Source organism: Pseudomonas sp. A1230 (assembly GCF_044218825.1).
Taxonomy (GTDB): Bacteria; Pseudomonadota; Gammaproteobacteria; order Pseudomonadales; family Pseudomonadaceae; genus Aquipseudomonas; species Aquipseudomonas iridis.
Window position 1 is genome coordinate 5,981,214 of the sequence record NZ_CP162582.1, and the last position, 25,302, is coordinate 6,006,515.

General features: G+C 60.2%; 24 protein-coding genes. 16 read left to right on the forward strand and 8 right to left on the reverse strand.

The features are described from left to right. The first annotated feature begins 110 nt into the window (after window positions 1–110). Together AB4P97_RS27655 and mmsB are read left to right on the forward strand one after the other, a co-directional pair. Complete coding sequence (locus AB4P97_RS27655; protein WP_042557541.1) at window positions 111–1,637, forward strand: CoA-acylating methylmalonate-semialdehyde dehydrogenase; 1,527 nt, start codon at window positions 111–113, stop codon at window positions 1,635–1,637. Between the two features lie 10 nt (window positions 1,638–1,647). Next, window positions 1,648–2,550 (forward strand): 3-hydroxyisobutyrate dehydrogenase, encoded by a 903-nt coding sequence (gene mmsB, locus AB4P97_RS27660; RefSeq protein WP_042557542.1) that lies wholly within the window; start codon window positions 1,648–1,650, stop codon window positions 2,548–2,550. Between the two features lie 163 nt (window positions 2,551–2,713). On the opposite strand, the gene AB4P97_RS27665 is transcribed toward mmsB, so the two are convergent. From AB4P97_RS27665 to AB4P97_RS27680, 4 genes are all read right to left on the reverse strand, one after another. Continuing rightward, window positions 2,714–3,064 carry a cupin domain-containing protein gene (locus tag AB4P97_RS27665; RefSeq protein ID WP_023969491.1) on the reverse strand — a complete coding sequence of 117 codons (351 nt, stop codon included), beginning with the start codon at window positions 3,062–3,064 and terminating at the stop codon, window positions 2,714–2,716. 106 nt (window positions 3,065–3,170) lie between these two features. Next, window positions 3,171–3,542, reverse strand: coding sequence for a MerR family transcriptional regulator (locus AB4P97_RS27670; RefSeq protein WP_042557543.1), 372 nt, complete (start codon window positions 3,540–3,542; stop codon window positions 3,171–3,173). A gap of 48 nt (window positions 3,543–3,590) precedes the next feature. Continuing rightward, window positions 3,591–4,166 (reverse strand): NAD(P)H-dependent oxidoreductase, encoded by a 576-nt coding sequence (locus AB4P97_RS27675; protein ID WP_395601883.1) that lies wholly within the window; start codon window positions 4,164–4,166, stop codon window positions 3,591–3,593. Window positions 4,167–4,211: 45 nt separating this feature from the next. After that, complete coding sequence (locus AB4P97_RS27680; protein ID WP_395601884.1) at window positions 4,212–5,093, reverse strand: LysR substrate-binding domain-containing protein; 882 nt, start codon at window positions 5,091–5,093, stop codon at window positions 4,212–4,214. Between the two features lie 230 nt (window positions 5,094–5,323). Here AB4P97_RS27680 and AB4P97_RS27685 point away from each other — a divergent pair, with 230 nt between their 5' ends. After that, the gene (locus tag AB4P97_RS27685) at window positions 5,324–6,088 is read left to right on the forward strand and encodes a sulfite exporter TauE/SafE family protein (protein WP_395601885.1); all 765 of its coding nucleotides are present in this window, start codon (window positions 5,324–5,326) and stop codon (window positions 6,086–6,088) included. Here AB4P97_RS27685 and AB4P97_RS27690 read toward each other — a convergent pair. After that, window positions 6,078–6,392, reverse strand: coding sequence for a putative quinol monooxygenase (locus tag AB4P97_RS27690; RefSeq protein ID WP_273878323.1), 315 nt, complete (start codon window positions 6,390–6,392; stop codon window positions 6,078–6,080). The two genes, AB4P97_RS27685 and AB4P97_RS27690, sit on opposite strands and share 11 nt — an antisense overlap. A 184-nt stretch (window positions 6,393–6,576) precedes the next feature. Here AB4P97_RS27690 and AB4P97_RS27695 point away from each other — a divergent pair, with 184 nt between their 5' ends. The 4 genes from AB4P97_RS27695 to AB4P97_RS27710 all read left to right on the forward strand — a co-directional run bounded on the left by AB4P97_RS27695 (window position 6,577) and on the right by AB4P97_RS27710 (window position 9,960). Further along, window positions 6,577–7,167, forward strand: coding sequence for an NAD(P)H-dependent oxidoreductase (locus AB4P97_RS27695; protein ID WP_042557548.1), 591 nt, complete (start codon window positions 6,577–6,579; stop codon window positions 7,165–7,167). Between the two features lie 127 nt (window positions 7,168–7,294). After that, a complete protein-coding gene (locus AB4P97_RS27700) occupies window positions 7,295–8,206 on the forward strand; it encodes a LysR substrate-binding domain-containing protein (RefSeq protein WP_395601886.1) in 912 nt (303 codons plus the stop codon). 103 nt (window positions 8,207–8,309) lie between these two features. Next, window positions 8,310–9,203 carry an NAD-dependent epimerase/dehydratase family protein gene (locus AB4P97_RS27705; protein ID WP_395601887.1) on the forward strand — a complete coding sequence of 298 codons (894 nt, stop codon included), beginning with the start codon at window positions 8,310–8,312 and terminating at the stop codon, window positions 9,201–9,203. A gap of 139 nt (window positions 9,204–9,342) precedes the next feature. Continuing rightward, window positions 9,343–9,960, forward strand: coding sequence for a Fic/DOC family protein (locus tag AB4P97_RS27710; protein WP_395601888.1), 618 nt, complete (start codon window positions 9,343–9,345; stop codon window positions 9,958–9,960). A 9-nt stretch (window positions 9,961–9,969) separates the two neighbouring features. Here the strand turns inward: AB4P97_RS27710 and AB4P97_RS27715 are convergent, their stop codons facing one another. Continuing rightward, entirely contained in the window at window positions 9,970–10,131 is a 162-nt protein-coding gene (locus tag AB4P97_RS27715; RefSeq protein WP_273878320.1) for a hypothetical protein, read from the reverse strand. 351 nt (window positions 10,132–10,482) lie between these two features. On the opposite strand from AB4P97_RS27715, the gene AB4P97_RS27720 reads away from it, so the two are divergent. The 4 genes from AB4P97_RS27720 (at window position 10,483) to AB4P97_RS27735 (ending at window position 14,654) form a co-directional block, all read left to right on the forward strand. Further along, the gene (locus tag AB4P97_RS27720) at window positions 10,483–11,832 is read left to right on the forward strand and encodes a GntP family permease (protein ID WP_395601889.1); all 1,350 of its coding nucleotides are present in this window, start codon (window positions 10,483–10,485) and stop codon (window positions 11,830–11,832) included. A gap of 15 nt (window positions 11,833–11,847) precedes the next feature. Beyond that, window positions 11,848–12,708: a MurR/RpiR family transcriptional regulator gene (locus AB4P97_RS27725; protein ID WP_047299666.1), complete on the forward strand. Its 861-nt coding sequence runs from the start codon at window positions 11,848–11,850 to the stop codon at window positions 12,706–12,708. A 1-nt stretch (window position 12,709) separates the two neighbouring features. Then, window positions 12,710–14,167 carry an amidohydrolase family protein gene (locus AB4P97_RS27730; RefSeq protein ID WP_395601890.1) on the forward strand — a complete coding sequence of 486 codons (1,458 nt, stop codon included), beginning with the start codon at window positions 12,710–12,712 and terminating at the stop codon, window positions 14,165–14,167. Between the two features lie 118 nt (window positions 14,168–14,285). Further along, complete coding sequence (locus AB4P97_RS27735; RefSeq protein ID WP_042557554.1) at window positions 14,286–14,654, forward strand: glyoxalase superfamily protein; 369 nt, start codon at window positions 14,286–14,288, stop codon at window positions 14,652–14,654. A 136-nt stretch (window positions 14,655–14,790) separates the two neighbouring features. On the opposite strand, the gene AB4P97_RS27740 is transcribed toward AB4P97_RS27735, so the two are convergent. Continuing rightward, window positions 14,791–15,156 (reverse strand): DUF6124 family protein, encoded by a 366-nt coding sequence (locus tag AB4P97_RS27740; protein WP_115148397.1) that lies wholly within the window; start codon window positions 15,154–15,156, stop codon window positions 14,791–14,793. A gap of 513 nt (window positions 15,157–15,669) precedes the next feature. After that, window positions 15,670–16,686 (reverse strand): AraC family transcriptional regulator, encoded by a 1,017-nt coding sequence (locus tag AB4P97_RS27745; RefSeq protein WP_042557556.1) that lies wholly within the window; start codon window positions 16,684–16,686, stop codon window positions 15,670–15,672. Between the two features lie 209 nt (window positions 16,687–16,895). Here AB4P97_RS27745 and AB4P97_RS27750 point away from each other — a divergent pair, with 209 nt between their 5' ends. From AB4P97_RS27750 to AB4P97_RS27770, 5 genes are all read left to right on the forward strand, one after another. Continuing rightward, window positions 16,896–18,491 (forward strand): FAD-binding oxidoreductase, encoded by a 1,596-nt coding sequence (locus AB4P97_RS27750; RefSeq protein WP_395601891.1) that lies wholly within the window; start codon window positions 16,896–16,898, stop codon window positions 18,489–18,491. Window positions 18,492–18,496: 5 nt separating this feature from the next. After that, a complete protein-coding gene (locus AB4P97_RS27755; protein WP_395601892.1) occupies window positions 18,497–20,089 on the forward strand; it encodes a glycerol-3-phosphate dehydrogenase/oxidase in 1,593 nt (530 codons plus the stop codon). 20 nt (window positions 20,090–20,109) lie between these two features. Continuing rightward, window positions 20,110–21,678 (forward strand): FGGY-family carbohydrate kinase, encoded by a 1,569-nt coding sequence (locus AB4P97_RS27760; protein WP_395601893.1) that lies wholly within the window; start codon window positions 20,110–20,112, stop codon window positions 21,676–21,678. A 232-nt stretch (window positions 21,679–21,910) separates the two neighbouring features. Continuing rightward, entirely contained in the window at window positions 21,911–23,200 is a 1,290-nt protein-coding gene (locus AB4P97_RS27765) for a phospholipase (RefSeq protein ID WP_395601894.1), read from the forward strand. Window positions 23,201–23,248: 48 nt separating this feature from the next. Next, window positions 23,249–25,207: a DUF1302 domain-containing protein gene (locus tag AB4P97_RS27770; protein WP_042557562.1), complete on the forward strand. Its 1,959-nt coding sequence runs from the start codon at window positions 23,249–23,251 to the stop codon at window positions 25,205–25,207. Window positions 25,208–25,302 lie beyond the last annotated feature (95 nt).

Below are 25,302 nucleotides of genomic sequence, written 5' to 3' on the forward strand. Positions count from 1 at the left end.
CACATCTATACTCCAAAAACAGTCCGACAACCAACTCGTGACACACGCCTCATCTCAAGGCGAACCTTTCGCCTTGGCTCCTACGATAAAAACAAGTTTCGGAGACCAGCATGAACGCATCGCTTACGCCCAACGAAACCACGCTGCAGAAGGTCAAGCTGCTGATCGACGGCGAGTGGGTCGAGTCGCAAACCACCGAGTGGCACGACATCGTCAACCCGGCGACCCAGCAAGTGCTGGCCAAAGTCCCGTTCGCTACCGCCGCTGAAGTCGATGCCGCCGTCAGCGCCGCCCAGCGTGCCTTCCAGACCTGGAAACTGACTCCGATTGGCGCGCGGATGCGCATCATGCTCAAGCTGCAAGCGCTGATCCGCGAGCACTCCAAGCGTATCGCCGTGGTGCTGAGCGCCGAGCAGGGCAAAACCATTGCCGACGCCGAGGGCGATATTTTCCGTGGCCTGGAAGTGGTCGAGCACGCCTGCTCCATCGGCAGCCTGCAAATGGGCGAGTTCGCCGAGAACGTCGCGGGTGGCGTCGATACTTACACCCTGCGCCAGCCGATCGGCGTTTGCGCCGGCATCACGCCGTTCAACTTCCCGGCGATGATTCCGCTGTGGATGTTCCCGATGGCCATCGCTTGCGGCAACACTTTCGTATTGAAACCCTCTGAGCAAGATCCGCTGTCGACCATGCTGCTGGTGGAGCTGGCGATTGAAGCCGGTGTGCCAGCGGGCGTGCTCAACGTGGTTCACGGCGGCAAAGACGTGGTGGATGGCCTGTGCACCCACAAGGACATCAAAGCCGTGTCCTTCGTCGGTTCGACCGCTGTCGGTACTCACGTCTATGACCTGGCCGGCAAACACGGCAAACGCGTGCAATCGATGATGGGTGCGAAGAACCACGCCGTGGTGCTGGCGGACGCCAATCGCGAGCAAGCGCTGAATGCGCTGGTCGGTGCCGGTTTCGGTGCGGCGGGACAACGTTGCATGGCCACTTCGGTAGTGGTGCTGGTGGGCGCGGCGAAACAATGGCTGCCGGACCTGAAAGCGCTGGCGCAGAAACTCACCGTCAACGCCGGTAACGAGCCGGGCACCGATGTCGGCCCGGTGATTTCGAAAAAGGCCAAGGCGCGGATTCTCGAGCTGATCGAAAGCGGTATCAAGGAAGGCGCCAAGCTTGAGCTGGACGGTCGCGACATCAGCGTGCCGGGTTACGAGCAAGGCAACTTCGTCGGCCCGACCCTGTTCTCGGGCGTGACCACCGACATGCAGATCTACACCCAGGAAATCTTCGGCCCGGTGCTGGTGGTGCTGGAAGTCGATACGCTTGATCAGGCGATTGCGCTGGTCAACGCCAACCCTTTCGGTAACGGCACAGGTCTGTTCACCCAGAGCGGTGCGGCGGCGCGTAAATTCCAGAGTGAAATCGATGTCGGCCAGGTTGGCATCAACATCCCGATTCCGGTGCCGGTGCCGTTCTTCAGCTTCACCGGTTCGCGCGGTTCGAAACTCGGCGACCTCGGCCCGTACGGCAAGCAAGTGGTGCAGTTCTACACGCAGACCAAAACGGTCACGGCGCGCTGGTTCGATGACGACAGCGTCAACGACGGCGTGAACACCACCATCAACCTGCGCTGAGGAACGTGCCATGAAAATCGCATTTATCGGTCTGGGCAACATGGGCGCGCCGATGGCGCGCAACCTGATCAAGGCTGGCCATTCGCTGAATCTGGTCGACTTGAACAAAACCGTGTTGGCGGAGTTGGAGCAAATGGGCGGCACCATCCGCGCTTCGGCCCGCGAGGCTGCCGAGGACGCCGAACTGGTGATCACCATGCTCCCGGCCGCCGTGCACGTGCGCAGCGTCTGGCTCGGTGAAGACGGTGTTCTCGCCGGCATCGGCAAAGGCGTGCCGGCGGTGGATTGCAGCACCATCGATCCGCAGACTGCTCGTGACGTCGCCGCGGCTGCCGCCAAACAAGGGGTGGCCATGGCCGATGCACCGGTGTCCGGCGGTACGGGCGGTGCGACTGCCGGGACCCTGACCTTCATGGTCGGCGCCACGCCGGAACTGTTCGCCACCCTGCAACCGGTGCTGGCGCAGATGGGCCGCAACATCGTTCATTGTGGTGAAGTGGGCACCGGGCAGATCGCCAAAATCTGCAACAACCTGCTGCTGGCGATTTCGATGGTCGGCGTCAGTGAAGCGATGGCGCTGGGTGATGCGCTGGGGATCGATACGTCAGTGCTGGCCGGGATCATCAACAGTTCGACCGGGCGTTGCTGGAGTTCGGAAATGTACAACCCGTGGCCGGGCATCGTCGAAACAGCACCGGCTTCTCGTGGGTACACCGGTGGTTTCGGTGCGGAATTGATGCTCAAGGATCTGGGCCTTGCGACTGAAGCGGCGCGTCAGGCACATCAGCCAGTTGTACTGGGCGCGGTGGCGCAGCAGTTGTATCAGGCGATGAGCCAGCGCGGGGACGGCGGGAAAGATTTCTCGGCGATTATCAACAGCTATCGCAAGCCTGCAATTGAAGGGCAGCGCTGAAAAAACTGTGGGAGCGAGCCTGCTCGCGATGACGGCGGTCGCCTCAACAAGGAAGTGACTGACCGTCCGCTTTCGCGAGCAGGCTCGCTCCCACAAGAGAATTGCGTGTATTTGATATTGTTTGCCGGGAAACCACGTCGGGTGGTTTCCCGGCTTTTTTGCATCAGGCAAACACGAAATATTTGCGCACCGTCTCGACCACTTCCCACGTGCCTTTCATCCCCGGCTCAACCACGAAGATGTCGCCGGCGCGCAGGTGGATGGGTTCCATGCCGTCGGGGGTGATCACGCAGTAGCCTTCCTGGAAATGGCAGTACTCCCACTTCACATAATCGACTCGCCACTTGCCCGGCGTGCAGATCCAGGTGCCCATGATCTTGCTGCCGTCTTCGCTGGTGTAGGCGTTGAGGTTGACGGTGTGCGGGTCGCCTTCGAGTTTTTCCCATTTGCAGGCGTCGAGTACCGGCAGCGGATGGGTATCGCGCAGAACGGTGATAGGGGCGGTCGCGGTCATGAGAACTCCGGGCTGTGGGCTGTGAACTGAAGTCGCACCCTATAGCGCCCGGTCGCCGGTCAGTTGTCTGTACTCGACATCAAGCTGCTCAGAAACGCGCAGATCGTTAGAGTTTCTCCAGCGGGCATTCAACTCTGGCTCGCTCCAGCTCGACTTCAAAGCCTTCGAGTTGCGCGTACTGGCGCGTGAGTTCGGCCATGGTGCGGTTGATCTCGCTTTTTTTCGCTTCTATGGCTTGTTGCGCCAACGCCCACGGCATCGCCTCACCGTGATGTTCGCAAAAGATCGCCTGCAACTCCTTGAGCCGAAAACCCATGTCTTTGGCGCACTTGATGAAGATCAGCAGTTCGACACTCTGCTGATCGTAGAGGCGGTAGTTACCCTGTCGCCGGGGTGTGGGCAACAGGCCGATCGACTCGTAGTGGCGAATGCTTTTGATGGTGGTGCCGGAACGTTGCGCGGCTTGGCCGATGTACATATAAGTCCTTTTTTCAACAAGTAACAGCGCAGCGCATTATCGGCAGACTCAGCGACTGGCGATAGCCTGCACCTGTCCCAACCAGGCTTGCCGTTGTTGATCGCTTGAGCCGAGCACCGGCCCGAAAGTCAGCGTGCGCAAGGGTTTGATCCCACAGAAATCGAGGGTCGTCTTGCGCACCTGATGTAGCCCCGGCATGCGATAGATCCAGCGGTAATACCAGGGCGGAGTATCCATGGTCACCAGTAAATCGGCGGTGCGTCCGGCCAACAGTTTTTCGGGAAACGCTTTACCCGGGCGATATTTGAAGGCGAAACCCGGAAGAAACACCCGATCAAAAAAACCTTTGAGCAGCGCCGGAATACCGCCCCACCAGATCGGGTAAACCAGTGTCAGATGTTCGGCCCAGAGGATGTCGGATTGTGCCGCGTACAGGTCATCTTCCAGCGGCTGGATCTGTTGATAACTGTCGCGCAGCACCGGGTCGAAAACCATCTCGCCAAGGCGCAACTGGCGCACCTCGTGTCCGGCATCGAGTGCTGATTGTGCGTAGCGCTCAGCGAGTGCAGCGCAAAAACTCTTGGTAGAAGGATGGCCGAGAATCAGCAGAATGCGTTTGCCCATGGTCATCGTCCCTGCTGTAAAAAAGCCAAGGATGAAGTCTGCCCCTTAGGGGAGAGTCAAGGCTTTGAGCAGCGCTTTGGCGTAACTCGGCAGAGCGCTGAAATCCTTCGCGCACAGCAGCAACGTGCGGCGCGCCCAAGGCTCGTCGAGGGCAACGCTTTTCAATGAGCGTGGCGTTGCGCGCTCGACGGCAGCCAGCGGCACGATCGCCAGTCCGGCCCCTTGGCCGACCATGCGCATCACGCCGTCGAAACCGTCGGCGCGAATGCGTATCTGCATGCGCGAGCCGCTGTGCAACGCCTGTTCTTCAAGATAGATCGCCAGTGCGCTGTCGGCGCTCAGTCCTACGAAGTCGTAGCGCAAGGCATCACTGAAACTGACCTCGACGGCGTCAGACAATGGGTGATCCAGCGGCAGAATCAGTACCAGCGGATCGTCGCGAAAGGGCTGGGTTTGCAGGTCGCTGGTGTCGACCGCGTCGGAAACAATCCCAAGATCCGCCGCTCCCTGACGCAAGGCGTGGGTGATGCGGGCGCTGGGCAGCTCTTGCAAGTCGATGTCGAGATTGGGATGGCTGCGCAGGAAGTCCGCGAGCACTTCCGGCAGGTACTCGGTGATTGCGGTGGTGTTGCACAACAACCGCACCTGACCTTTGACGCCTTGTGCGTATTCGGCGAGATCCTGCTGCATGCGTTCGGCTTGTTGCAGGAGGACGCGTGCGTGGTGGGCCAACGCTTTGCCGGCCGGTGTCGGGGTGACGCCACGGCGACCGCGCTCCAGAAAGTCAGCGCCGAGTGAGGCTTCCATTGCACGAATTCGCGCACTGGCGGCGGCGAGGGAGAGATGGCTGCGGGCAGCGCCGGCGGTGATGTTGCCGGTGTCGAGAATGTGCAGGTAGAGGCGCAGATCGGTGAGGTCGAAGTGCATGTTGTCAGCCTGGGTTTGCAGTGTCTGGACTGGCCCTCTCGCTGGCAAGCCAGCTCCCACAGGGTTTTGTGTGTACTCAGGTTTTGAATGCAACCGATAAACCTGTGGGAGCTGGCTTGCCAGCGATGGGGCCAGTTGACTTAATGAATTTCCAAGCCTCTTGCATTGGCAGAGGCAGCCTCAGTATATGGCAGATTTTCAGCCCGACTCATCTGGCGCACAGTTGCGCCATGAACACACTCGCAAGCTTCTACCAGAACCTCGGTATGGCCCTTTCACTGCTGGTCATCGCCACCTTCATGCTCGCCGGTCTGATCAAAGGCGTCATTGGCCTCGGCCTGCCCACCGTCGCCATGGGGCTGCTCGGTCTGGCTATGGCCCCATCACAGGCTGCCGCGTTGCTGATTATCCCGGCAACGTTAACCAACGCCTGGCAATTGGCATTCGGCGGTCACTTGAAAGGATTGATCAAACGCCTCTGGCCGATGCTTTTGATGGTTTTCCTCGGCACCGGTATCGGCACGTTATCGATCGGCATGGTCGGCGGACATTGGGTGGTGCGCGGATTGGGGGCGGCGCTGTTGCTGTATGCGTTGAGCGGGTTGTTCCTGCCGACGCTGCACATACATCCGCGCCATGAGCCATGGCTTGGCCCGGTCTGCGGGGCGATCACCGGCATCATCACCTCGGCCACCGGGGTCTTCGTGATTCCCGCAGTGCCATACCTGCAAGCGCTGAGTTTGAATCGTGATGAACTGGTGCAGGCGCTCGGGCTGTCGTTTACCGTCTCGACCCTGGCGTTGGCCGGCGGCTTGCTCTGGCGTGGCGCGCTGGGTGGCGGTGAATTGAGCGCCTCGCTGCTGGCGCTGGTTCCGGCAGTGCTTGGCATGTTGCTCGGCCAATGGCTGCGTCAGCGAATCAGCGCGGTGCTGTTCAAGCGGGTGTTCTTCATCGGTCTGGGCGCGCTCGGCGCCCACTTGCTGATCAGCGGCTAGCCGACGATTCACTGAGCATGTCGATCGAGCGAATGTCGAAATCTCGCTCCAGAAACTCCATGCGCTGCTCGAAAAACTGCTTCATGTGCGGCAGGTTCGAGTGCACATCGAGATGCGCCTGGGATGCCCAGATCTCGTAGAAGATGAACAGTGTCGGATCTTCTTTGTCGCGCAGCATGTGATATTCGATGCAGCCCGGCTCGACGCGGCTTGGCTCGACATAGGCACGGAACAGCGCTTCGAAAGCCGCGGCTTTTTCCGGACGGGTCTTGGCGTGCAGGATGAAACCCAGGCGTTCACTCATCGGAACAACTCCTCAAATTCAGATGGCTGCGAATGCTACGGCAACAATCTGCTGTCGATTCGTGCTTTTTAATCAAATGTATTTTGCGCAACCACGGCTTATTCCGCGCGAGGCCGATCGTTAACCTGCCGCCATTCAACTTTCCCTTCTTCACCCAGCCCGATGGCTGCGCCGAGGCTTTCTCATGAAAAAAGTGTTGTTGCTCAATGGCGGTAAAAAATTCGCTCACTCCGACGGTCGCTACAACACCACCCTGCACGAAACCGCGCTGAGCGTGCTGGATCGCGGCGGTGTCGACGTCAAGACGACCTTCATCGACGAGGGGTATGACGTCGCTGAAGAAGTCGCCAAATTCCTCTGGGCCGATGTGATCATTTATCAAATGCCAGGCTGGTGGATGGGCGCGCCGTGGACGGTAAAAAAGTACATTGACGAAGTCTTCACCGAAGGCCACGGCAGCCTTTACGCCAGCGATGGTCGCACCCGTTCCGATGCGTCGCAGAAGTACGGCAGTGGTGGGCTGGTCCAGGGCAAGCAATACATGCTCTCACTGACGTGGAACGCGCCGCAGCAAGCGTTTGATGACCCGACTGATTTCTTTGAAGCCAAGGGCGTGGACGCGGTGTACTTCCCGTTTCACAAGGCCAATGAGTTTCTGGGCATGACCGGGTTACCGACGTTTCTGTGTGTTGACGTGATGAAGCGCCCGAACATCGAGAATGATGTGGCGCGCTACGAGCAGCATTTGAGCGAGGTGTTTGGCCTCAAGGCTTGAGTGGTTTCGGGCTACTATCGGTTGTAACAGCAAAAGATCGCAGCCTTCGGCAGCTCCTGCAGGGGAACGCATTTCACTGTAGGAGCTGGCGAAGGCTGCGATCTTGGCGATTTCAAAGAGGACACCTGTGAAAGCCAGATCCGATGAGTTGCAGATTTTCGTCTGTGTGATCGAGTGCGGTTCGATTTCCGCCGCGGCCGAGCAGGTCGGGCAGACGCCGTCGGCCGTCAGCCGCACGTTGTCGCGGCTGGAAGCCAAGCTTGATACCACGCTGATCAACCGCACCACGCGGCGCATGGACCTGACCGAGGAGGGCAAGTATTTCTTTGAGCAGGCCAAGCTGATTCTTGATCAGATGGAGCAACTCGAAGAACGCCTGTCCTCACGCCAGCAAACCCCGTCCGGACGCCTGCGGATCAACGCCGCGTCGCCGTTCATGCTGCACGCCGTCGTGCCCTACATCGACGAATTCCGTCAGCTCTACCCGGACATCCAGCTCGAACTCAACAGCAATGACCTGATCATTGACCTGCTGGAACAAAGCACCGACGTCGCCATCCGCATCGGCACCCTCTCTGATTCGACATTGCATGCGCGGTCGCTGGGTTGCAGCCCGCTGCTGATCGTCGCCAGCCCTGCCTATCTGAAAACCCATGGCACGCCGCTGCAAGTGGCCGACCTCAGCGATCACGCCTTGCTCGGTTTTACCCAGAACGAAGGCCTCAATCAGTGGCCGTTGCGTTACGTGCACGGTGACCGCTGGCCCATCACCCCGGCCATCAGCGCCTCCAGCGGCGAAACCGTTCGGCACTTGGCGCTGGAAGGGCAGGGCATCGCGTGCCTGTCGCACTTCATGACCATCGACGACATCCGCGCCGGGCGTTTGAAGGTCGTGCTGGCGGAATTCAACAGTGGTTATCGCCAACCGATCAACGCCGTTTACTACCGTAACTCGCAACTGGCGCTGCGGATTCAGTGCTTCCTCGACTTCATCCAGAGCAAACTTGCGGCTTACGCCAGCGCCGATTTCAAAGGTTGATTCGTGACCTCTGCGCAACAGTGATTTGGGCGAGCGCGGGTTTTTCGGCCGCCGTCGTCGGTCAATACTCGTCCCATCACTTACTCACGCAGGGAGTTTCTCCATGAACGTGTTCGTCACCGGCGCTGCCGGTTTTATCGGCGGCTCCATCGCTACCGGTCTGGTTCAGGCCGGCCACAATGTTACGGGTCTGGTGCGCAGCGCCGAACAGGCCAATGAACTCCAGGCACTGGGCATCACCCCGGTGATCGGCACCCTCGACGACAAAACACTGCTCGCCGAACAGGCCCGCGCTGCCGACGCAGTGATCAACGCCGCCAGCAGCGACCATCGCGCCGCGGTCGAAGCCTTGCTCGACGCCTTGCGCGGCTCCAACAAAGTATTCCTGCACACCAGCGGTTCGAGCATCGTCGGCGATGCATCCGGCGGCAAGTCGAGCGACGTCATCTACTACGAAGACAACCTTCCCGAGCCGACCGTCGACAAAGCCGCACGCGTGGCCATCGACAACCTGATCCTCGATGCAGCGAAGGACGGCGTGAATTCGGCCGTCGTCTGCAACACCCTGATCTACGGCCACAGCCTGGGCGTCAACCGTGACAGCGTGCAATTGCCGCGCTTGCTGAAACAGGCGCGCAAAAGCGCTGTGGTTCGCCACGTCGGCACGGGTCAGAACATCTGGTCCAACGTACACATCGAAGACGTCGTCGCCCTGTACCTGCTGGCGCTGACCAAAAACGTCCCGGGCACGTTCTACTTTGTCGAAAGCGGCGAAGCGTCGTTCATCGACATGACCACCGCCATGGCCGAAGCCCTCAACCTGGGCCAGCCACAAGACTGGCCACTGCAAGATGCCGAAGCCGAGTGGGGCTATGAAATGGCCAACTACGGCCTCGGCTCCAACAGCCGGGTACGCGGCAAACACGCCCGCGAACTGCTGGGCTGGACGCCGAAACGCACCTCGGTGGTTGAATGGATTCGTAACGAAATGGTGTGATTGGCGTTTAGGCCCCGCCATGCTTTGTCATCAACCTTCAGAACGGCTGCCATCGGGCAGCCGTTTTTGTTTCAGGCTTTGCTCTTGTATTACGTCAGTCCTATGGTGCTCTGAACATTGCAGTTCAGCAGGTACAGGGATGATTAATCGTTACGACGCAGAAGGGGCTCAGAGCAGCTTTCAGGCCGGTTCGAATGAGCAAGTACTGAGCAATAAGCTGGGAATTACCGATCCTGAAGACATGGATGATGCAGAACTTATTCTGCTAGAAAAGCTTTACCAATCTGTACTCATAGAGCATTTGCCTGATCGGCCAATAACTGTCCAGGATTTGAAAGATTGGCATCGACACTGGCTGGGCAATATCTATCCATGGGCTGGCGAGATCCGCGCGGTAAATTTGGGCAAGGATGGCTTCTTCTTCGCCGCTGCGCCGCAGATCGCTCGATTGCTCGATGGATTTGAAAAGGACTGTCTTACCAAATACACACCGTGTAGACCTGATCTGGATGAAAATCTGATTCGGGCCATCGCTGTAACGCACGTGGAGTTCATCCTGATTCATCCTTTTCGCGAAGGTAATGGGCGCCTCTCGCGATTATTGGCGGATGTCATGGCCGTGCAGGCGGGCTACGTGCCGCTTGACTACAGCAGTTGGGAACGAAACAGGGAGGCTTATTTTGCAGCAATCAATCAGGGGCTGAACTGCAACTACGAACCCATGGAGTATTGGGTGCGGCAGGCGTTGTGGACTTGAGATAAAAGGCTATTTGGCCAGGGAAAGGTGCAGAAACTTGCTGGATCTGACTTTGAGCTTGCGCTCGATTGTCTCGACACTTTGACCGGTCTCTATGGCTGTCGAGCTGGCGATCGCGCGGATCAACGTTTCGGCAGTCAGCTTTTTTCTGGTGCGGCGCGCAGTTGTCATGGCGAGGGCTCGATAGAGAACGTCAGGCGAGTATAGCGCTTGCCTCAATTTTCAGAATACCCCTTAAACCTGTGGGAGCTGGCTTGCCAGCGATAGCGGCCGACCAGCCAGCATCGATGTTGAATGTGCAGCCGTCATCGCTGGCAAGCCAGCTCTCACAGGGTTTTGTGTTTGCCGCAAAGCCATGAAAATCCCGCCCCCCAATTTTCATTAATCACGACAAGACATATCCATCCGCGACACCTCTTGCCTCTCCACGAAAATTACTTTCATGCGGTTTGAAATCTCGATCTCGAAATGATTTATGAGTTTCACAACCCATTCGAACGTGACCCTTTCGAGGAGTACCGCATGACGCCTTCTTTCGGCTATTGGCTGCTGGTGTATGCCGCCGTGGCCATCATCGCTTTGATCGTGTTGATCGCCCGTTATCGACTCAATCCGTTCATTGTCATCACGCTGATTTCCATTGGTCTGGCACTGGTGGCGGGCATGCCGCCGTCGGGTGTGGTGGGTGCGTATGAGGCCGGGGTCGGCAAGACGCTCGGGCACATTGCGCTGGTGGTGGCGCTGGGGACGATGCTCGGCAAGATGATGGCCGAGTCTGGTGGCGCGGATCAGATGGCGCGCACGTTGATCGACAAGTTCGGCGAGAAGAACGCGCACTGGGCGATGGTCTGCATCGCGTTTCTGGTCGGGCTGCCGCTGTTCTTCGAAGTCGGTTTTGTGTTGCTGGTGCCGATTGCGTTCACCGTGGCGCGACGGGTGGGTGTCTCGATCCTGATGGTTGGTTTGCCCATGGTTGCCGGCCTCTCGGTGGTGCATGCATTGGTGCCGCCGCACCCGGCCGCAATGCTGGCGGTGCAGGCGTATCAGGCATCGGTCGGGCAGACCTTGTTGTATGCAATCGCGATCGGGATTCCTACGGCGATCATCGCTGGCCCGCTGTACGCCAAATTCATCGTCCCGCGCATTCAGTTGCCGGCGGATAACCCGATGGAAAAACAATTCCTCGACCGCGAACCACGCGACAAGCTGCCGAGCTTCGGCATCACCATGGCGACCATTCTGTTGCCGGTGGTGCTGATGCTGATCGGCGGTTGGGCCAACCTGATTTCGACGCCGGGCAGCGGTTTCAACCAGTTCCTGTTGTTCATCGGCAACTCGGTGATCGCGCTGTTGCTGGCGACGTTGCTGAGCTTCTGGACGCTTGGGATTGCCCAGGGTTTCAACCGCGAATCGATCCTCAAATTCACCAATGAATGTCTGGCACCAACCGCCAGCATCACCTTGCTGGTGGGGGCGGGCGGTGGTTTGAACCGGATACTGGTCGACGCTGGCGTCACCGATCAAATCGTCGGCCTCGCTCACGAATTTCATCTGTCGCCGCTGCTCATGGGTTGGCTATTTGCCGCTCTGATGCGTATCGCTACGGGTTCGGCGACTGTGGCGATGACCACCGCGTCCGGCGTGGTTGCGCCTGTGGCCATTGGTTTGGGATATCCACACCCCGAACTGTTGGTGCTGGCGACCGGGGCCGGGTCGGTTATCTTTTCCCACGTCAACGACGGCGGCTTCTGGTTGATCAAGGAATACTTCAACATGACGGTCGCGCAGACGTTCAAGACCTGGACCGTGCTTGAGACGTTGATCTCGCTGGTCGCTTTCGGTCTGACCGTCGGCCTTTCTTACCTGCTGTAACCGGAGCCCGCCGCCATGGACATCCTCTACCAGATCCGCGCCCGTCAGGATTCCTTCAGCGCCGGCGAGGGCCGCATCGCCAGACTGATGCTCGACGACGTCGGCTTTGCCGCCTCCGCCAGCCTCGAAGAGCTGGCGCAACGAGCAGAAGTCAGCACCGCCACGCTGTCGCGATTTGCCCGTACCGTCGGTTGCCGCGACCTGCGTGATCTGCGCCTGCAACTGGCCCAGGCCAGCGGCGTGGGCAGTCGTTTTCTCGACCCGGCGGGCACGCCTGAACAGTCGGCGTTTTATGGCCAGATTGTCGGCGACATCGAGACAACGTTGCGTCAGCACTTGGCCGGGTTTGATGAATCGCGTTTCGCTGATGCGGTAAAACTGCTCGGCCAAGCGCGGATGATCCACGCCTTCGGCATGGGCGGCTGCTCGACCCTGTGCAGCGATGAATTGCAGGTGCGTCTGGTACGGCTCGGTTATCCGATTGCGGTCTGCCACGACGCGGTGATGATGCGCGTCACCGCCGCCAGCCTCAACGCCGAACAGGTAGTCATCGTCTGCTCGCTGACCGGCATCACCCCGGAATTGCTGGAGACCGTCGAACTGGCGCGCAACTACGGCGCGCGCATCCTCGCCATCACTCGCGCCGACTCGCCGCTGGCGGAACTGGCCGACATCGTCCTGCCGCTGCAAGGCGCAGAGACATCGTTCATCTACAAACCGACGGCGGCGCGTTACGGCATGTTGCTCGCCATCGACGTGCTCGCGACCGAGTTGGCGCTGGCCAGTCCTGAAGACAATCAAGAACGTTTGCGGCGCATCAAACTCGCTCTCGACGAATACCGTGGCGGCGACGATCACCTGCCGCTGGGAGACTGACATGCTGTACGACACCCTGATTCGCAACGCCCTGATCATCGATGGCAGTAATACACCCGGCTATAGCGCTGACGTGGCGATTCTCAACGGTCGAATCGAGCGCATCGGCGACCTGCGCGATGCCCAGGCCACCGAAGCAATCGACGCTGCCGGCCGCGTGCTGGCGCCGGGTTTTATTGACGTGCACACCCACGACGACACCGTGGTCATCCGTCAGCCAGAGATGCTGCCAAAACTCAGTCAAGGCGTGACCACGGTGATTGTCGGCAACTGTGGAATCAGCGCGTCGCCGGTCAGTTTGAAAGGCAATCCGCCGGATCCGATGAACCTGCTCGGCAGCGCAGCGGCGTTTGTTTATCCACGCTTCAGCGATTACCGCGCGGCGGTCGAAGCGGCCAACACCACGTTGAACGTTGCCGCGTTGGTCGGTCATACGGCGCTGCGCAGCAATCACCTCGACGACCTGTTTCGCACCGCAACCCCTGCCGAAATCACCGCGATGCGCGCGCAGTTGCGCGAAAGTCTTGAGGCTGGCGCACTTGGATTATCCACAGGTCTGGCTTACGCCAGCGCCTATAGCGCCTCCACCGATGAAGTCATGCAACTGACCGAAGAACTGACGGCATTCGGCGCGGTGTACACCACTCATCTGCGCAGCGAATTTGCCCCGGTGCTGGAGGCGATGGATGAGGCATTTCAGATCGGGCGCCACGCTAAATCGCCAGTGATCATTTCCCACCTCAAGTGTGCAGGTGTCGGCAACTGGGGGCGCAGTCCGCAGTTGCTCGCCTCACTGGAAGAGGCAGCGAAAACCCATCCGGTCGGCTGCGATTGCTATCCGTATGCGGCGAGTTCCTCGACGCTGGATCTGAAACAAGTCACCGACGCCCACCGCATCACCATCACCTGGTCGACGCCACACCCGGAAGTCAGTGGCCGCGACCTGATCGATATCGCCGCCGAATGGAACGTGCCGCTGCTCGACGCCGCCAAACGCCTGCAACCGGCGGGCGCGGTGTACTACGGCATGGACGAGGCGGATGTACGAAGAATCCTCGCGCATCCGCTGTCGATGGTGGGCTCTGACGGACTGCCGGAAGACCCGTTCCCGCACCCACGCCTGTGGGGCGCTTTCCCACGGGTGCTCGGGCATTTCAGTCGTGACGTCGGACTGTTTCCGCTGCACACGGCGGTGCACAAGATGACCGGTCTGTCGGCGGCGCGGTTTGGCTTGAAGGAAAGAGGCGAGATTCGTGAAGGAAACTGGGCGGATCTGGTGATGTTCGATCCGGCGACCGTGCGCGATGTTGCGGATTTCCATGATCCGCAACGGGCGGCGCAGGGGATTGACGGGGTGTGGATCAACGGCGTTTTGAGTTACAGCGATGGTCAGGCGAATGGTCGAAGGGAAGGACGGTTTCTTGCGCGCCAGGGCGATTTGCGCGACGGCTTTAGTTGATGTTTCGCGCAGTGCGTCACAGTAGTGGCACATTGCGACTAAAGAAAACCATCAACAAGCCGAAGTGCTGACATCCAGCCCGGCTACACTCTTGGGCCAACCAGTCAGGGAGCAACCCATGAGCTTCGGCAAAACCACCCCGATCCTGCGGATTTTCGATGAAGCCAAAGCCGTAGAATTCTACGTCGACTTCCTCGGTTTCAAGATCGACTGGCAGCATCGTTTCGAAGCGAACTTCCCGTTATATCTGCAGGTGTCGCGTGGCGAATGCGTGCTGCATTTATCCGAGCATCATGGCGATGCCTCGCCGGGTTCGGCGTTGCGCATCGAGACCGATGAGCTTGAGGCGTTTCAGCAGCAATTGGTGGCCAAGGAATACAAGTTCTCGCATCCGCAGATACAGGCGACGCCGTGGGGTAGCCAGGACATGACCATTGCCGATCCGTTTGGGAATCGGTTGGTGTTTACCAATGCGATTAGTGTTTGAGCCTGGAAGCCCCTCATCGGAACGCCGCCCGCCTAATCCTCTCCCCCCGGGAGAGGGCTGGGGTGAGGGTAAAAAATCGCAAGCCAACCAAAAAGCCCGCTGCCCAACCACTACGGTCTGCCAGCGGGCTTTTTCGCTACTCGGTCGGCACTAATCTGTCCAGCACCCGGTTAACCGCCAGCTCTGCCAGCATCACCACCTGCGCGATGCCTTGCAGGGTTTTGCGGTGTGTGCCTTCCACCATGGCTACGTGGTTGTTAAGCATGACGGTGGCCGAGCCGAGCGTTTCACTGGCATCTGCCAGCAGGGATTCGTTATCGGACTCGGGGCTGGCCATGTACAGCGCGTTGGGTTTGTAAGGCGCGGCCATGATTTCGGCGGTTGGTGGGCCGAGGTAGTGGTCGAGGGCGCGCTCGGCGGCTTCGTGGAATTTCTTTGAATCGGGGGATTCGTAGGGAGAGGCCGGGTCGGTGACCGGCGGGTTTGGCGTGATTTTGAACATAGCTGTGTTCCCGTTGTTGAGCGGCAACCCTTTTGCTACTAAACGAAAGGGTGGCAGCTGTACGCAGGTTAGTAGACCGGGGAACTCAGCTTAAGCCGGCGCGCCGAAGCGCCCTACGTACAGCCACCATGAAGCTCAGGTACGAAAGCACCTGTGATGAATGTACGACCAGCCGAGTTACCTCGGGCTACTAAACCCGATCACTGGAAATCAGTGACGGAATCAAGTTACCGATAGGCTCCAGGGCGCACAAGCCGGCGGATTCTGGCTTAGGCGTAGGCCGCGGCGCAAGGATTTGTGGGTGGTTTCGCGTAACGCTGAGTGTCCTTAAACGTCTGCGCTAAAAGATGTTTATTGCGATCGGAAATTGGGGATTTGCCTGTCGGGTTTTTGGTGCGGCCACTGACGCCATCGCTGGCAAGCCAGCTCCCACAGTGACCGAGTCGTACACAGAATTTGTGGTTCACCGAGAAACCTGTGGGAGCTGGCTTGCCAGCGATGAGGCCCGCGCAATCACCCCCGATGCGTCTGCCGAAACTCCCCGGGCGGCATCCCCCGCCGGCTCTTGAATGTGCGATGAAACGACCTCGGTTCGGTAAACCCCAAATACTGCGCAATGTCCTGAATCGGCAACGTGCTGTTCAACAGATAGTGCTCAGCCAACTCCTGCCGCAGATCATCCAGAATTTGCTGATAAGACGTCCCCGCCTGATGCAACTGCCGCTGCAACGTGCGCACCGACACAGCAAGATGCTCGGCCACCTGCTCCTTGCGCGGCAGGCCCTCCTTGAGCAACTGACGCAAAATGCTCTTCACCTGTTGCGCAAGCGACGCATCCTCCAGGGTCGCCATCAAACCCATCGCATGCTCTTCCAGCGTGCGCAGCAATTGCGCATCGGCCTGACGCAAGGGCAACTGCAAATACGCCGGCGGCACAATCAACGCCGAATACGGCTGATCGAACAGCACCGGGCAATCGAAAAACGCTTCGTACTGCGCCAGCGTCACCTCGTCAGGACAAGAATGTTCCAGCCAGACTGCCGCTGGCGACATCTGCGTATCAGCAATCCAGCGCGCATATTGCAGCCACGAACCGAGGACGTTTTCCACCAGATGCCGACGAATCCGCGGGCGCTGATAACGGCAGGTCCAGATCAGGTGTACTTGGCCATCCTGCACCTCGGCGCGGCTGACGCCCATGTCGCCTACCAGCTTCTCGAACGGCATGATGCGGCTCATCGCATCGCCCAGGGTCGCGCAGTTCATGGTGATGTAACCGAGCACACTCCATGAATTGGGCAGCACAAAATTCGCGGCGTTGAGCCCGAACAGCGGATCGCCCGAGTGCTCGCAGAAATAATCGAGCAACTTTTCATGCGCCTCACCCGGCAAGCGCAGGGTGTTGTCGCTCAGCTGCTGCGCCTGCAATCCGGCCGCCGCCAACGCAGGCTCGATGGCCATGCCCAATTGCTCGGCATGGCGCAGGTACTTGAGCAGCGGCGGAACGGAGGTGAAGCCGAGCGATTGCATGATCGTATTCCCTTGATCAAAGCGTGCATGAGCGGATGAATGCCTGAAAGGTAATTTGAAACCACGGCTAAAGTAAATGGCTGACGCTTGCGCGACGTTTGACTCAATTGGCTACACGAACTGGCCGGATGCGACCGTGACACTTTTCGGCCGCCGACTAGTATGGACGCCTGAAATATCGCTGATAAGAACCGAAAAAGGACACACGCATGCGACGCTGGAACGGCTGGGGAGATGCAACCACGGTGGTCGAACTGCCGGCCCAGGGCGCGAGTTTTCTCGCCGAACGGTTGGGCGACGGTCGAGCGCTGCCTGATGCGACGCTGGAAACAGCGCTGGCCCGCGTGCCTGAATCGCGGTTGCGGGCTCACACGTTGTACAGCGTCGATGCTCATGACCGGTTACTGCACGCTCGCGGCCAGAGCCTGCCGGATTGGCTGGCATTACGCGAAGGCTCGTTGGGCCATTATCCCGATGCGGTGGCATTCCCCGAGACAGCCGAGCAGATTCGCCAATTGCTGGGGCTCGCCCATGAACAAGACCTGTGCCTGATTCCTTACGGCGGCGGCACGTCGGTGGCCGGGCACATCAACCCGCCGGATTCCGCGCGGCCGGTGGTGACGGTGTCGCTGGCGCGGATGAATCGTCTGATCGACCTTGATGAACATAGCCTGTTGGCGACTTTCGGCCCCGGCGCCAGTGGTCCGCAGGTGGAAAGTCAGTTGCGGGCGCGGGGGTACACGCTGGGTCATTTTCCGCAGTCGTGGGAGCTGTCGACGTTGGGCGGTTGGGTTGCCAGCCGTTCCAGCGGCCAGCAATCGCTGCGTTATGGACGGATCGAGCAATTGTTCGCCGGGGGCACGCTGGAAACGTTCGCCGGCCCTCTGCAAATCCCCACGTTCCCGGCCTCGGCCGCCGGCCCCGATCTGCGTGAAGTGGTGTTGGGCTGCGAGGGCCGTTTCGGGATTATTTCCGAGGTTAAGGTGCGGGTCAGCGCACTGCCCGCCGATGAACGTTTCTACGGCGTTTTTCTGCCGAGCTGGAGCAAAGCGCTGCAAGCCATCCGCCAATTAGCTCAGGCGCGGGTTCCGCTGTCGATGTTGCGCCTGTCCAACGCGGTGGAGACCGAAACGCAACTGGCGCTGGCCGGCCATCCGCAGCAAATTGCCTGGCTGGAAAAGTACCTGAGCTTGCGTGGAGCAGGCGAGGGCAAGTGCCTGCTGACCTTCGGCGTGACCGGCAATCGTCGGCAAAATGCGCTGTCGCTCAGGCAAGCGCGGCAGCATCTCAAAGCCTTTGGCGGCGTATTCACCGGCACCTTGCTCGGCAAGAAATGGGCACAGAATCGCTTCCGTTTTCCTTACCTGCGCGAGAACCTGTGGAACGCCGGTTACGTGGTCGACACCCTCGAAACCGCCACCGACTGGAGCAACGTCGACAACCTGCTCAACCTCATCGAAAACAGCCTGCGCGATGCCTTGGCCGCTGAAGGCGAGCGGGTGCATGTGTTCACTCACCTGTCCCACGTCTACGGCGAGGGTTCGAGCATCTACACCACCTACGTGTTTCGCCCAGCGGCGGATTACCCCGCGACGCTGGCGCGCTGGCAGGCGCTCAAGCACGCGGCCAGCCAGACCATCGTCGACAACCACGGCACCATCAGTCACCAGCACGGCGTGGGCAAGGATCACGCGCCGTACCTGCTACGCGAGAAAGGTGCGCTGGCGATGGACACCTTGCAGGCGCTGAGCCGGCACTTCGATCCGGCCGGGCGCCTCAACCCCGGCACGCTGTTGCCGGAGTGACGACCATGACTGCGCACTGGAACGCCGCGTGGCGCCAGCAGGTTTTGCCGACGCTGGCCGATGAAACCTGGGATCTGATCATCATCGGCGGCGGTATCAGTGGCGCCGGAATCCTGCGTGAAGCCGCGCGCCGTGGCTGGCGCTGCCTGCTGCTGGAGCAGCGCGATTTTGCCTGGGGCACGTCCAGCCGATCGTCGAAAATGGTCCATGGCGGTTTGCGTTACATCGCCAAGGGGCAATGGCGGTTGACGCGCGATTCGGTGCGCGAACGTCAGCGCCTGCTCGACGAAGCGCCGGGGCTGGTCGAGCCGATGAGTTTCATGATGCCGCACTATCGCGGCGGCTTTCCCGGGCCACGGGTTTTGGGTGGTTTACTTTCGGTGTACGACGCTCTGGCCGGGCGGCGCAGCCATCGTTTTCATGACGCGCAGCAACTGCGATATCTGGCGCCGGGGGTGAAGGAAACCGAACTGCTCGGCGGCACCTGTTTTGTCGATGCGCTGACCGATGATGCGCGGCTGGTGATGCGTGTGTTGAGCGAGGCGCGGGCCGACGGTGCGGTGGTGCTAAACGGTGTGCGCGTTGAGCATTTGCTGCGTGAGGACGGGCGCGTGCGCGGGGTTCAGGTTGAGGACTGCGAGGCTGGCGCGTCCCTGCAATTGCGCTGTGGCGTGCTGGCCGTGGCCACCGGCGCCTGGGCTGAACGCCTACGACCAGCCGAGGCACCACGGCAGTTGCGCCCCTTGCGCGGCAGTCATTTGTTGTTGTCGGGCTGGCGTCTGCCGGTGGCGCAGGCTTTCACCTTTTTGCACGAGCGTGATCGGCGACCGGTGTTCGTTTTTCCGTGGGAGGGCGCGACAGTGGTCGGCACCACGGATTTGGATCATCACGAAAATCTGGATCAAAGCGCGAGCATCAGTGCTGAAGAACTCGACTACTTGCTGGCGGCTTGCACGCAACAGTTCCCCGGCGCAGAAGTGATCGCAGCCGATGTGCTGTCGACCTGGTCGGGCGTGCGTCCGGTGGTCGGTGGCGCGGGGGCGAATCAAGATAAACCCTCTAACGAAACCCGTGAGCACGTGCTGTGGCAGGAGCCGGGTTGCGTGACCCTGGCCGGCGGCAAACTGACGACGTTTCGCCCGCAAGCCATCGAAGTACTCAAGGCTTGCGCGGCGATGCTTGATCGGCCGTTTGATGATGACGCCGCGCCGGTATTCGCCGCCGTGCCGCCGCTGGCGATCCCCGGACTGGGCGCGCAGCAGTGGCGGCGTCTGGCCGGGCGGCATGGCCGGGACCTGCCAAGGCTGGCGCAACTGCTCACGGAACTGGGCCACGACACGGTCGGCAACACCGACACCTTGTGGGCTGAACTGGCCTTCGCCTGCGAAGCAGAAATGGTCCTGCACCTGGATGACCTGCTGCTGCGCCGCACCCGATTGGGGCTGTTGCTGCCACGCGGTGGCGAAGATTATTTCGCCGCCATCCGCCAGCTCTGTCAGCCGCGATTGGGTTGGAGCGACGAATACTGGCAGCATGAGTTACAGCGTTATCAGGCGTTGTGGCAACGCCATCACGGTTTGCCGGATGCCACGCCTTGATGCCCCTTGAAGAGAGCTCCATGGATAACCACCCGAACAAGCGCTACCTGTTGGCTATCGACAACGGCACCCAAAGCGTGCGCGCGCTGCTCTTCGATCTGCAGGGTAATTTGCTCGGTAAGGGCAAAGTCGAGTTGCAGGCCTATTACTCGACACAGCCGGGCTGGGCCGAGCAGGACCCGGAATATTACTGGGCGAAACTCGGCGAGGCCTGCCAGCAAGTCTGGCAACAAACCGGCATTGATCGCTCAGAGATTGCCGGCGTTTCCCTGACCACGCAGCGCGGCACCGTGATCAACGTCGATGCCGAAGGCAAACCGTTGCGCCCGGCGATCCTGTGGCTCGATCAACGCCAGAGTGAGGTCGAAGGTGGAATAAAAGGGCCGTGGGGCTGGCTGTTCAAACTGGTCGGCGCGCAGGCCACCGTGGACCATTTTCGCGCCCAGGCCGAGGCCAACTGGATCGCTCGCCATCAGCCCGAAGTGTGGGCGGCGACCGACAAGTTTTTGCTGCTCTCGGGATTTCTCACCCATCGCTTGTGTGGGCGTTTTGTCGATTCGGTGGGGTGTTGCGTCGGCTACTTGCCGTTTGACTTCAAACGCTTGAAGTGGGCCGCACCGAGTGACTGGAAATGGCAGGCCCTGGCCGTGCGCCCCGAGCAACTGCCGACCCTGCACAAACCCGGTGAAACCCTTGGCTACATTACCGCGCAAGCCAGCCGCCACACCGGAATCCCCGAAGGTCTGCCGTTGATTGCGGCGGGGGCCGACAAGGCTTGCGAGGTGGTCGGTGCCGGCGTGGTCGATGCGAGCACGGTGTGCCTGTCCTATGGCACCACGGCGACGATCACCAGCACCCGCTCGCGCTATCTGGAAATCGTCCCGCTGATCCCGCCTTATCCGTCGGCGGTGCCGGATCAATTCAACTGCGAGGTGATGATTTATCGCGGCTACTGGATGGTCAGCTGGTTCAAGAACGAGTTCGGTTTGCGCGAGATGCAGCAGGCCAAGGAGCAGGGCATCGAGCCCGAGCAATTGTTCGATGCATTGGTGGATGCGGTGCCACCTGGATCGATGGGGTTGATGCTGCAACCCTACTGGTCGCCAGGCATTCGCGAGCCGGGCGTGGAAGCGAAAGGCGCGATGATCGGCTTCGGCGATGTGCACACCCGCGCGCATATATACCGGGCGATTCTGGAAGGGCTGGCGTATGCCTTGCGCCAGGGCCTGGAGAACATCGAGCGGCGTTCGAAGGTGTCGGTCAAACGGCTGCGTGTTGCTGGCGGCGGTTCGCAAAGTGATGCGGCGATGCAGCTGACGGCGAACATTTTTGGCCTGCCCGCTGAGCGTCCGCATGTGTACGAAGCCTCGGGCCTGGGCGCGGCGATTTGCTGCGCGGTGGGGTTGGGACTGCATGCGGATTTCCCCACGGCAATCGCGGCGATGACCCGGGTGGGCGCGGTGTTCATGCCGCAACCGGAGGCGCAAAAAATCTACGAGCAACTGTACAAAGAGGTCTACCTGCGCATGTATCGCCAGCTCAAGCCGCTGTATCAAAGCATCCGGAAAATCACCGGTTACCCCGCCTAGCCCATCCCCTTGTGGGAGCGAGCCTGCTCGCGAAGGCGGTGTATCCATTAAATCAATGTTGGCTGACACTCTGCTTTCGCGAGCAGGCTCGCTCCCACAGGATACGGTGGCGTTATTTGCATATTGCGCGTGGCGCTATCGGAGACCTTTTCTGGTGAGATTGGACAGTGTCAGCGGCGGGGTCGGTTGTTAGGCTCATCCCCCACGGCATCTCCAATAAGAATCACAAGCAATGAAGCTGACATTCCTCCTGTTGCTGCTTTTTGCAACGGCCCCGAGCGCTTGGGGCTGGTCGAACCATACGGTGGGCAGCTACCTGGCGTTGCAGGATTTGCCCGCGCTGCGTGATGCGCCGCAGGTCGAAGTCGAGCCGCTGGAGCAGTTTCTCGCGCAGCAATATCCGGCCGTGGTTGCGCTGCTCGATCAACAGGAACGCTTCGCCCGCGAGCACTTCGCCCAATACCCTCCGCGCCCCGACAATCTGCAATTGCCCGCTGTGCCGGGGGGCAACCTGCGCCACGATTTCCTCACCGCGCTGCGCATCAATCCACAGATACATCTGGCGATGGTGATCCAGCCTTTGCCGGGCAAGGATCTGCCCGAACGCGAACACCTCAGCGCCGAGCAAGTCATGGTCGAGCAGACGCTCTCGCCATGGAATCGCCAGCGCTTCATCGTTGTCGCTGACGGCGAAAAAGTCGCGCCGCTTGCGGTGCTGGCCAGCGCTGCCGACGAACCGGATTACGGTCACGACATCAATCTGTTCAGCGACAACCCGGGCGAAGTCGGCGCGGTATACGGCTTCGGCCCGCAGCCTTTTGGCGATGCGCGGTTTCAGTACAGTTCCCAGGCTCCTTTCCACATGGGGTTCTTCCACGAGAGCCCGGTGGTGTATGCCGCTGCCGGTTTTCTTGAGCGCAGTTGGCCGCACTGGCGCGCGTATCAATACATGGGCCTGGCACGACTGGCGTTTGCCAGCGGCCATCCCTACTGGGGCTATCGCTTTCTCGGCTGGGGCCTGCACCACGTCCAGGACCTGACCCAGCCGTATCACGCCAAGCCGTTGCCCGGCGTCGATCTTGCCAGTCTTTTGCTGCTGGAAGGTAAGGCGCTGGCCGGTTTCGCGGGCGACAAACAGGCGTCAATCGAGCGTGTTGCGACGCGGCATATGGAGGTCGAGAAATACCAGACGACCTGGCTGCGACGTTTGCTGCGCGCCGGGCAAGCGCATCCGATGCTCGACGCTTACACCGATTTTTCCCAGGACAAACAGTATCCACCGTACTCCGTGGACTACCTGCGCGAGGTGGTCAGCGCCGAGTCTGTTGATGACTCCGCCGCGTTCGATGAAGCCATCGGCCAGTGGCTGGAGACGGCGCCGGTCACCAATGATTTCAGCAGCGGCAATCAGTTGCGCCGGGAAGATTTCGACCATCCGGCACTCAATCAACAGCTGTTCAGACTGCTCGGCCATTTCGGCGCGCACAGCCGGATTTATGTCAGTGCGGGACTAGCGCCCTAGCCATCGCGGCAGGACCAAAAACAATAAAAAACAGGGAAGGAGGAAGAGATGATCAACACTCGATTGCGCCTGTCTGGTGCGGTGCTACCCGGTGTCGGCCTGGCAGGGCTGCTGCAACTCTGCGCGGTCGACGGGGTGCAGGCCGCCGAGTTCAGTGTGCTGGATAAACAGGTCACCGGTTCGTTTGACACGACCTTGTCTTATGGTCGTTTGTGGCGGGTGCAGGGGCGCGACAAAACCAACGATGACGTCAATACCAACGACGGCAATCGCAACTTCGACACAGGGCTGGTTTCCGAGGTGTACAAAATCACCTCGGAGCTTGAGGCCAACTATCAGAACTACGGCCTGTTCGTACGCGGCACCGCGTTCTACGACACCCAGCTGATGGATAAACGCAACGATTACTACCGCAACAACAATCCGTCACAACCGAGTCAGAGCTACCCGCAGGACGACCGCTTCACCAGCCAGACCCGCGACATCGCCGGCAGCCGGATCGAGATGCTCGACGCTTACGTCCACGGCAGCTGGGACGTGGCGCAGATGCCTGTGACGGCGCGCGTTGGCCGTCAGGTGTTCAACTGGGGCGAGGGGATTTTCTATCGCGGCGGCATCAACACCACCAATCCGGTGGACGCGGCCAAGTACCGTTTGCCCGGCGCCGAGGTCAAGGAAGTGCTGGTGCCGGTGGAGGCGCTGAGCTTCAACATCGGCCTGACTGACAGCCTGACCCTGGAGAGCTTCTACCAGACCAACTGGAAGGAAACCCGCATCGATCCGGTCGGCACGTTCTACTCGCAAACCGATCTGTTCGCCGACGGTGGCAACACTGGCTACAACGATTTCAGCGGCACAGCTCTCGACACACCCGTGCCAGGATTTGGCAACGTCATCGGTCTGTACAGCGCATTGGGCAACAACCCGTTGCTCGGCCCGGTCCTGCAATCCACCGGGCTGTACGCCAACGGCGTGACTCCGGCGTACGGCAATACGCTCAAAGTGGCGTCTGTCGGCAAGGACTACAACGCGCGCAACGACGGCCAGTTTGGTTTTGCCTTTCGCTACATCGCCGAGCAGCTCAACAGCACTGAGTTTGGCCTGTACCTGGTTAATTACCACGCCAAGGAGCCGACCATTGCGGCGGATCTGGGTGGGTACAACGGCATCGACATGAACGCCCTGACCAACCTGCTGGCCGGTGTCGCCGGCAGTCAGGCCGGGGCACTCGCCAATGGTCTGGCCACGGCGGATGTGATGGGCAACATCCAGGCGCATCGGCGCTATGCCGAAGACATCCGCATGTACGGTTTCAGCTTCAACACCACGTTGGGCGAGGCTTCGGTGTTCGGTGAAGTGGCCTATCGGCCGAACCTGCCCATCGGCGTTGCGGCCACCAACGACCTGATCGGCGATCTGGCCAACGGTGCGGCTGCGGCGGTAACGGGCCAGTCGATCAATGTCGGCGGGCAAATGGTCACCCTCGACAGCCAGATCAACAACGCCGAGCGCGTTGAAGCGTTCAATACCTCGCTGGGCACCATCTACAACTTTGGTCCGACCGGGTCGTTCGACTCGTTGTTCGGCATCTTCGAACTGGCCTCCGAGCACCTGCGCGGCAGCAACCTGCAATACACCGCTTTCGACGGCAGCAATCGTTATTACGCCGGCACCGGTAACTATTCCTATGTGTCCGGCGGTGAGCGTGACGATCAGGTCAACCGCGATTCCTACAGCTACACGGCGATGCTCAACGGCACGTGGAACGACGTCTACGCCGGGGTCAACGTCTCGCCGTACGTCGTCTACAAGGATGATTTCAAGGGCAACAGCTATCAGGCAGGCAACACCATCGAAGGTCGCAAGGCCTACACGCTGGGGATCAAGGCCAACTACCAGAACAAGCTCGAGGCCGAGTTGCAGTACACCGAGTTCTACGGCGGCGGGCAGAACAACGGCATTCGCGATCGCGACAACGTCGGGTTCAACCTCAAGTATTTCCTTTGAGTTTCAGACGCAGTTTCTGGGGCACTCATTTTCCCTGTGGGAGCGGGCTTGCCCGCGATGACGGCAGCACATTCGACATCAATGGTGGCTGACCC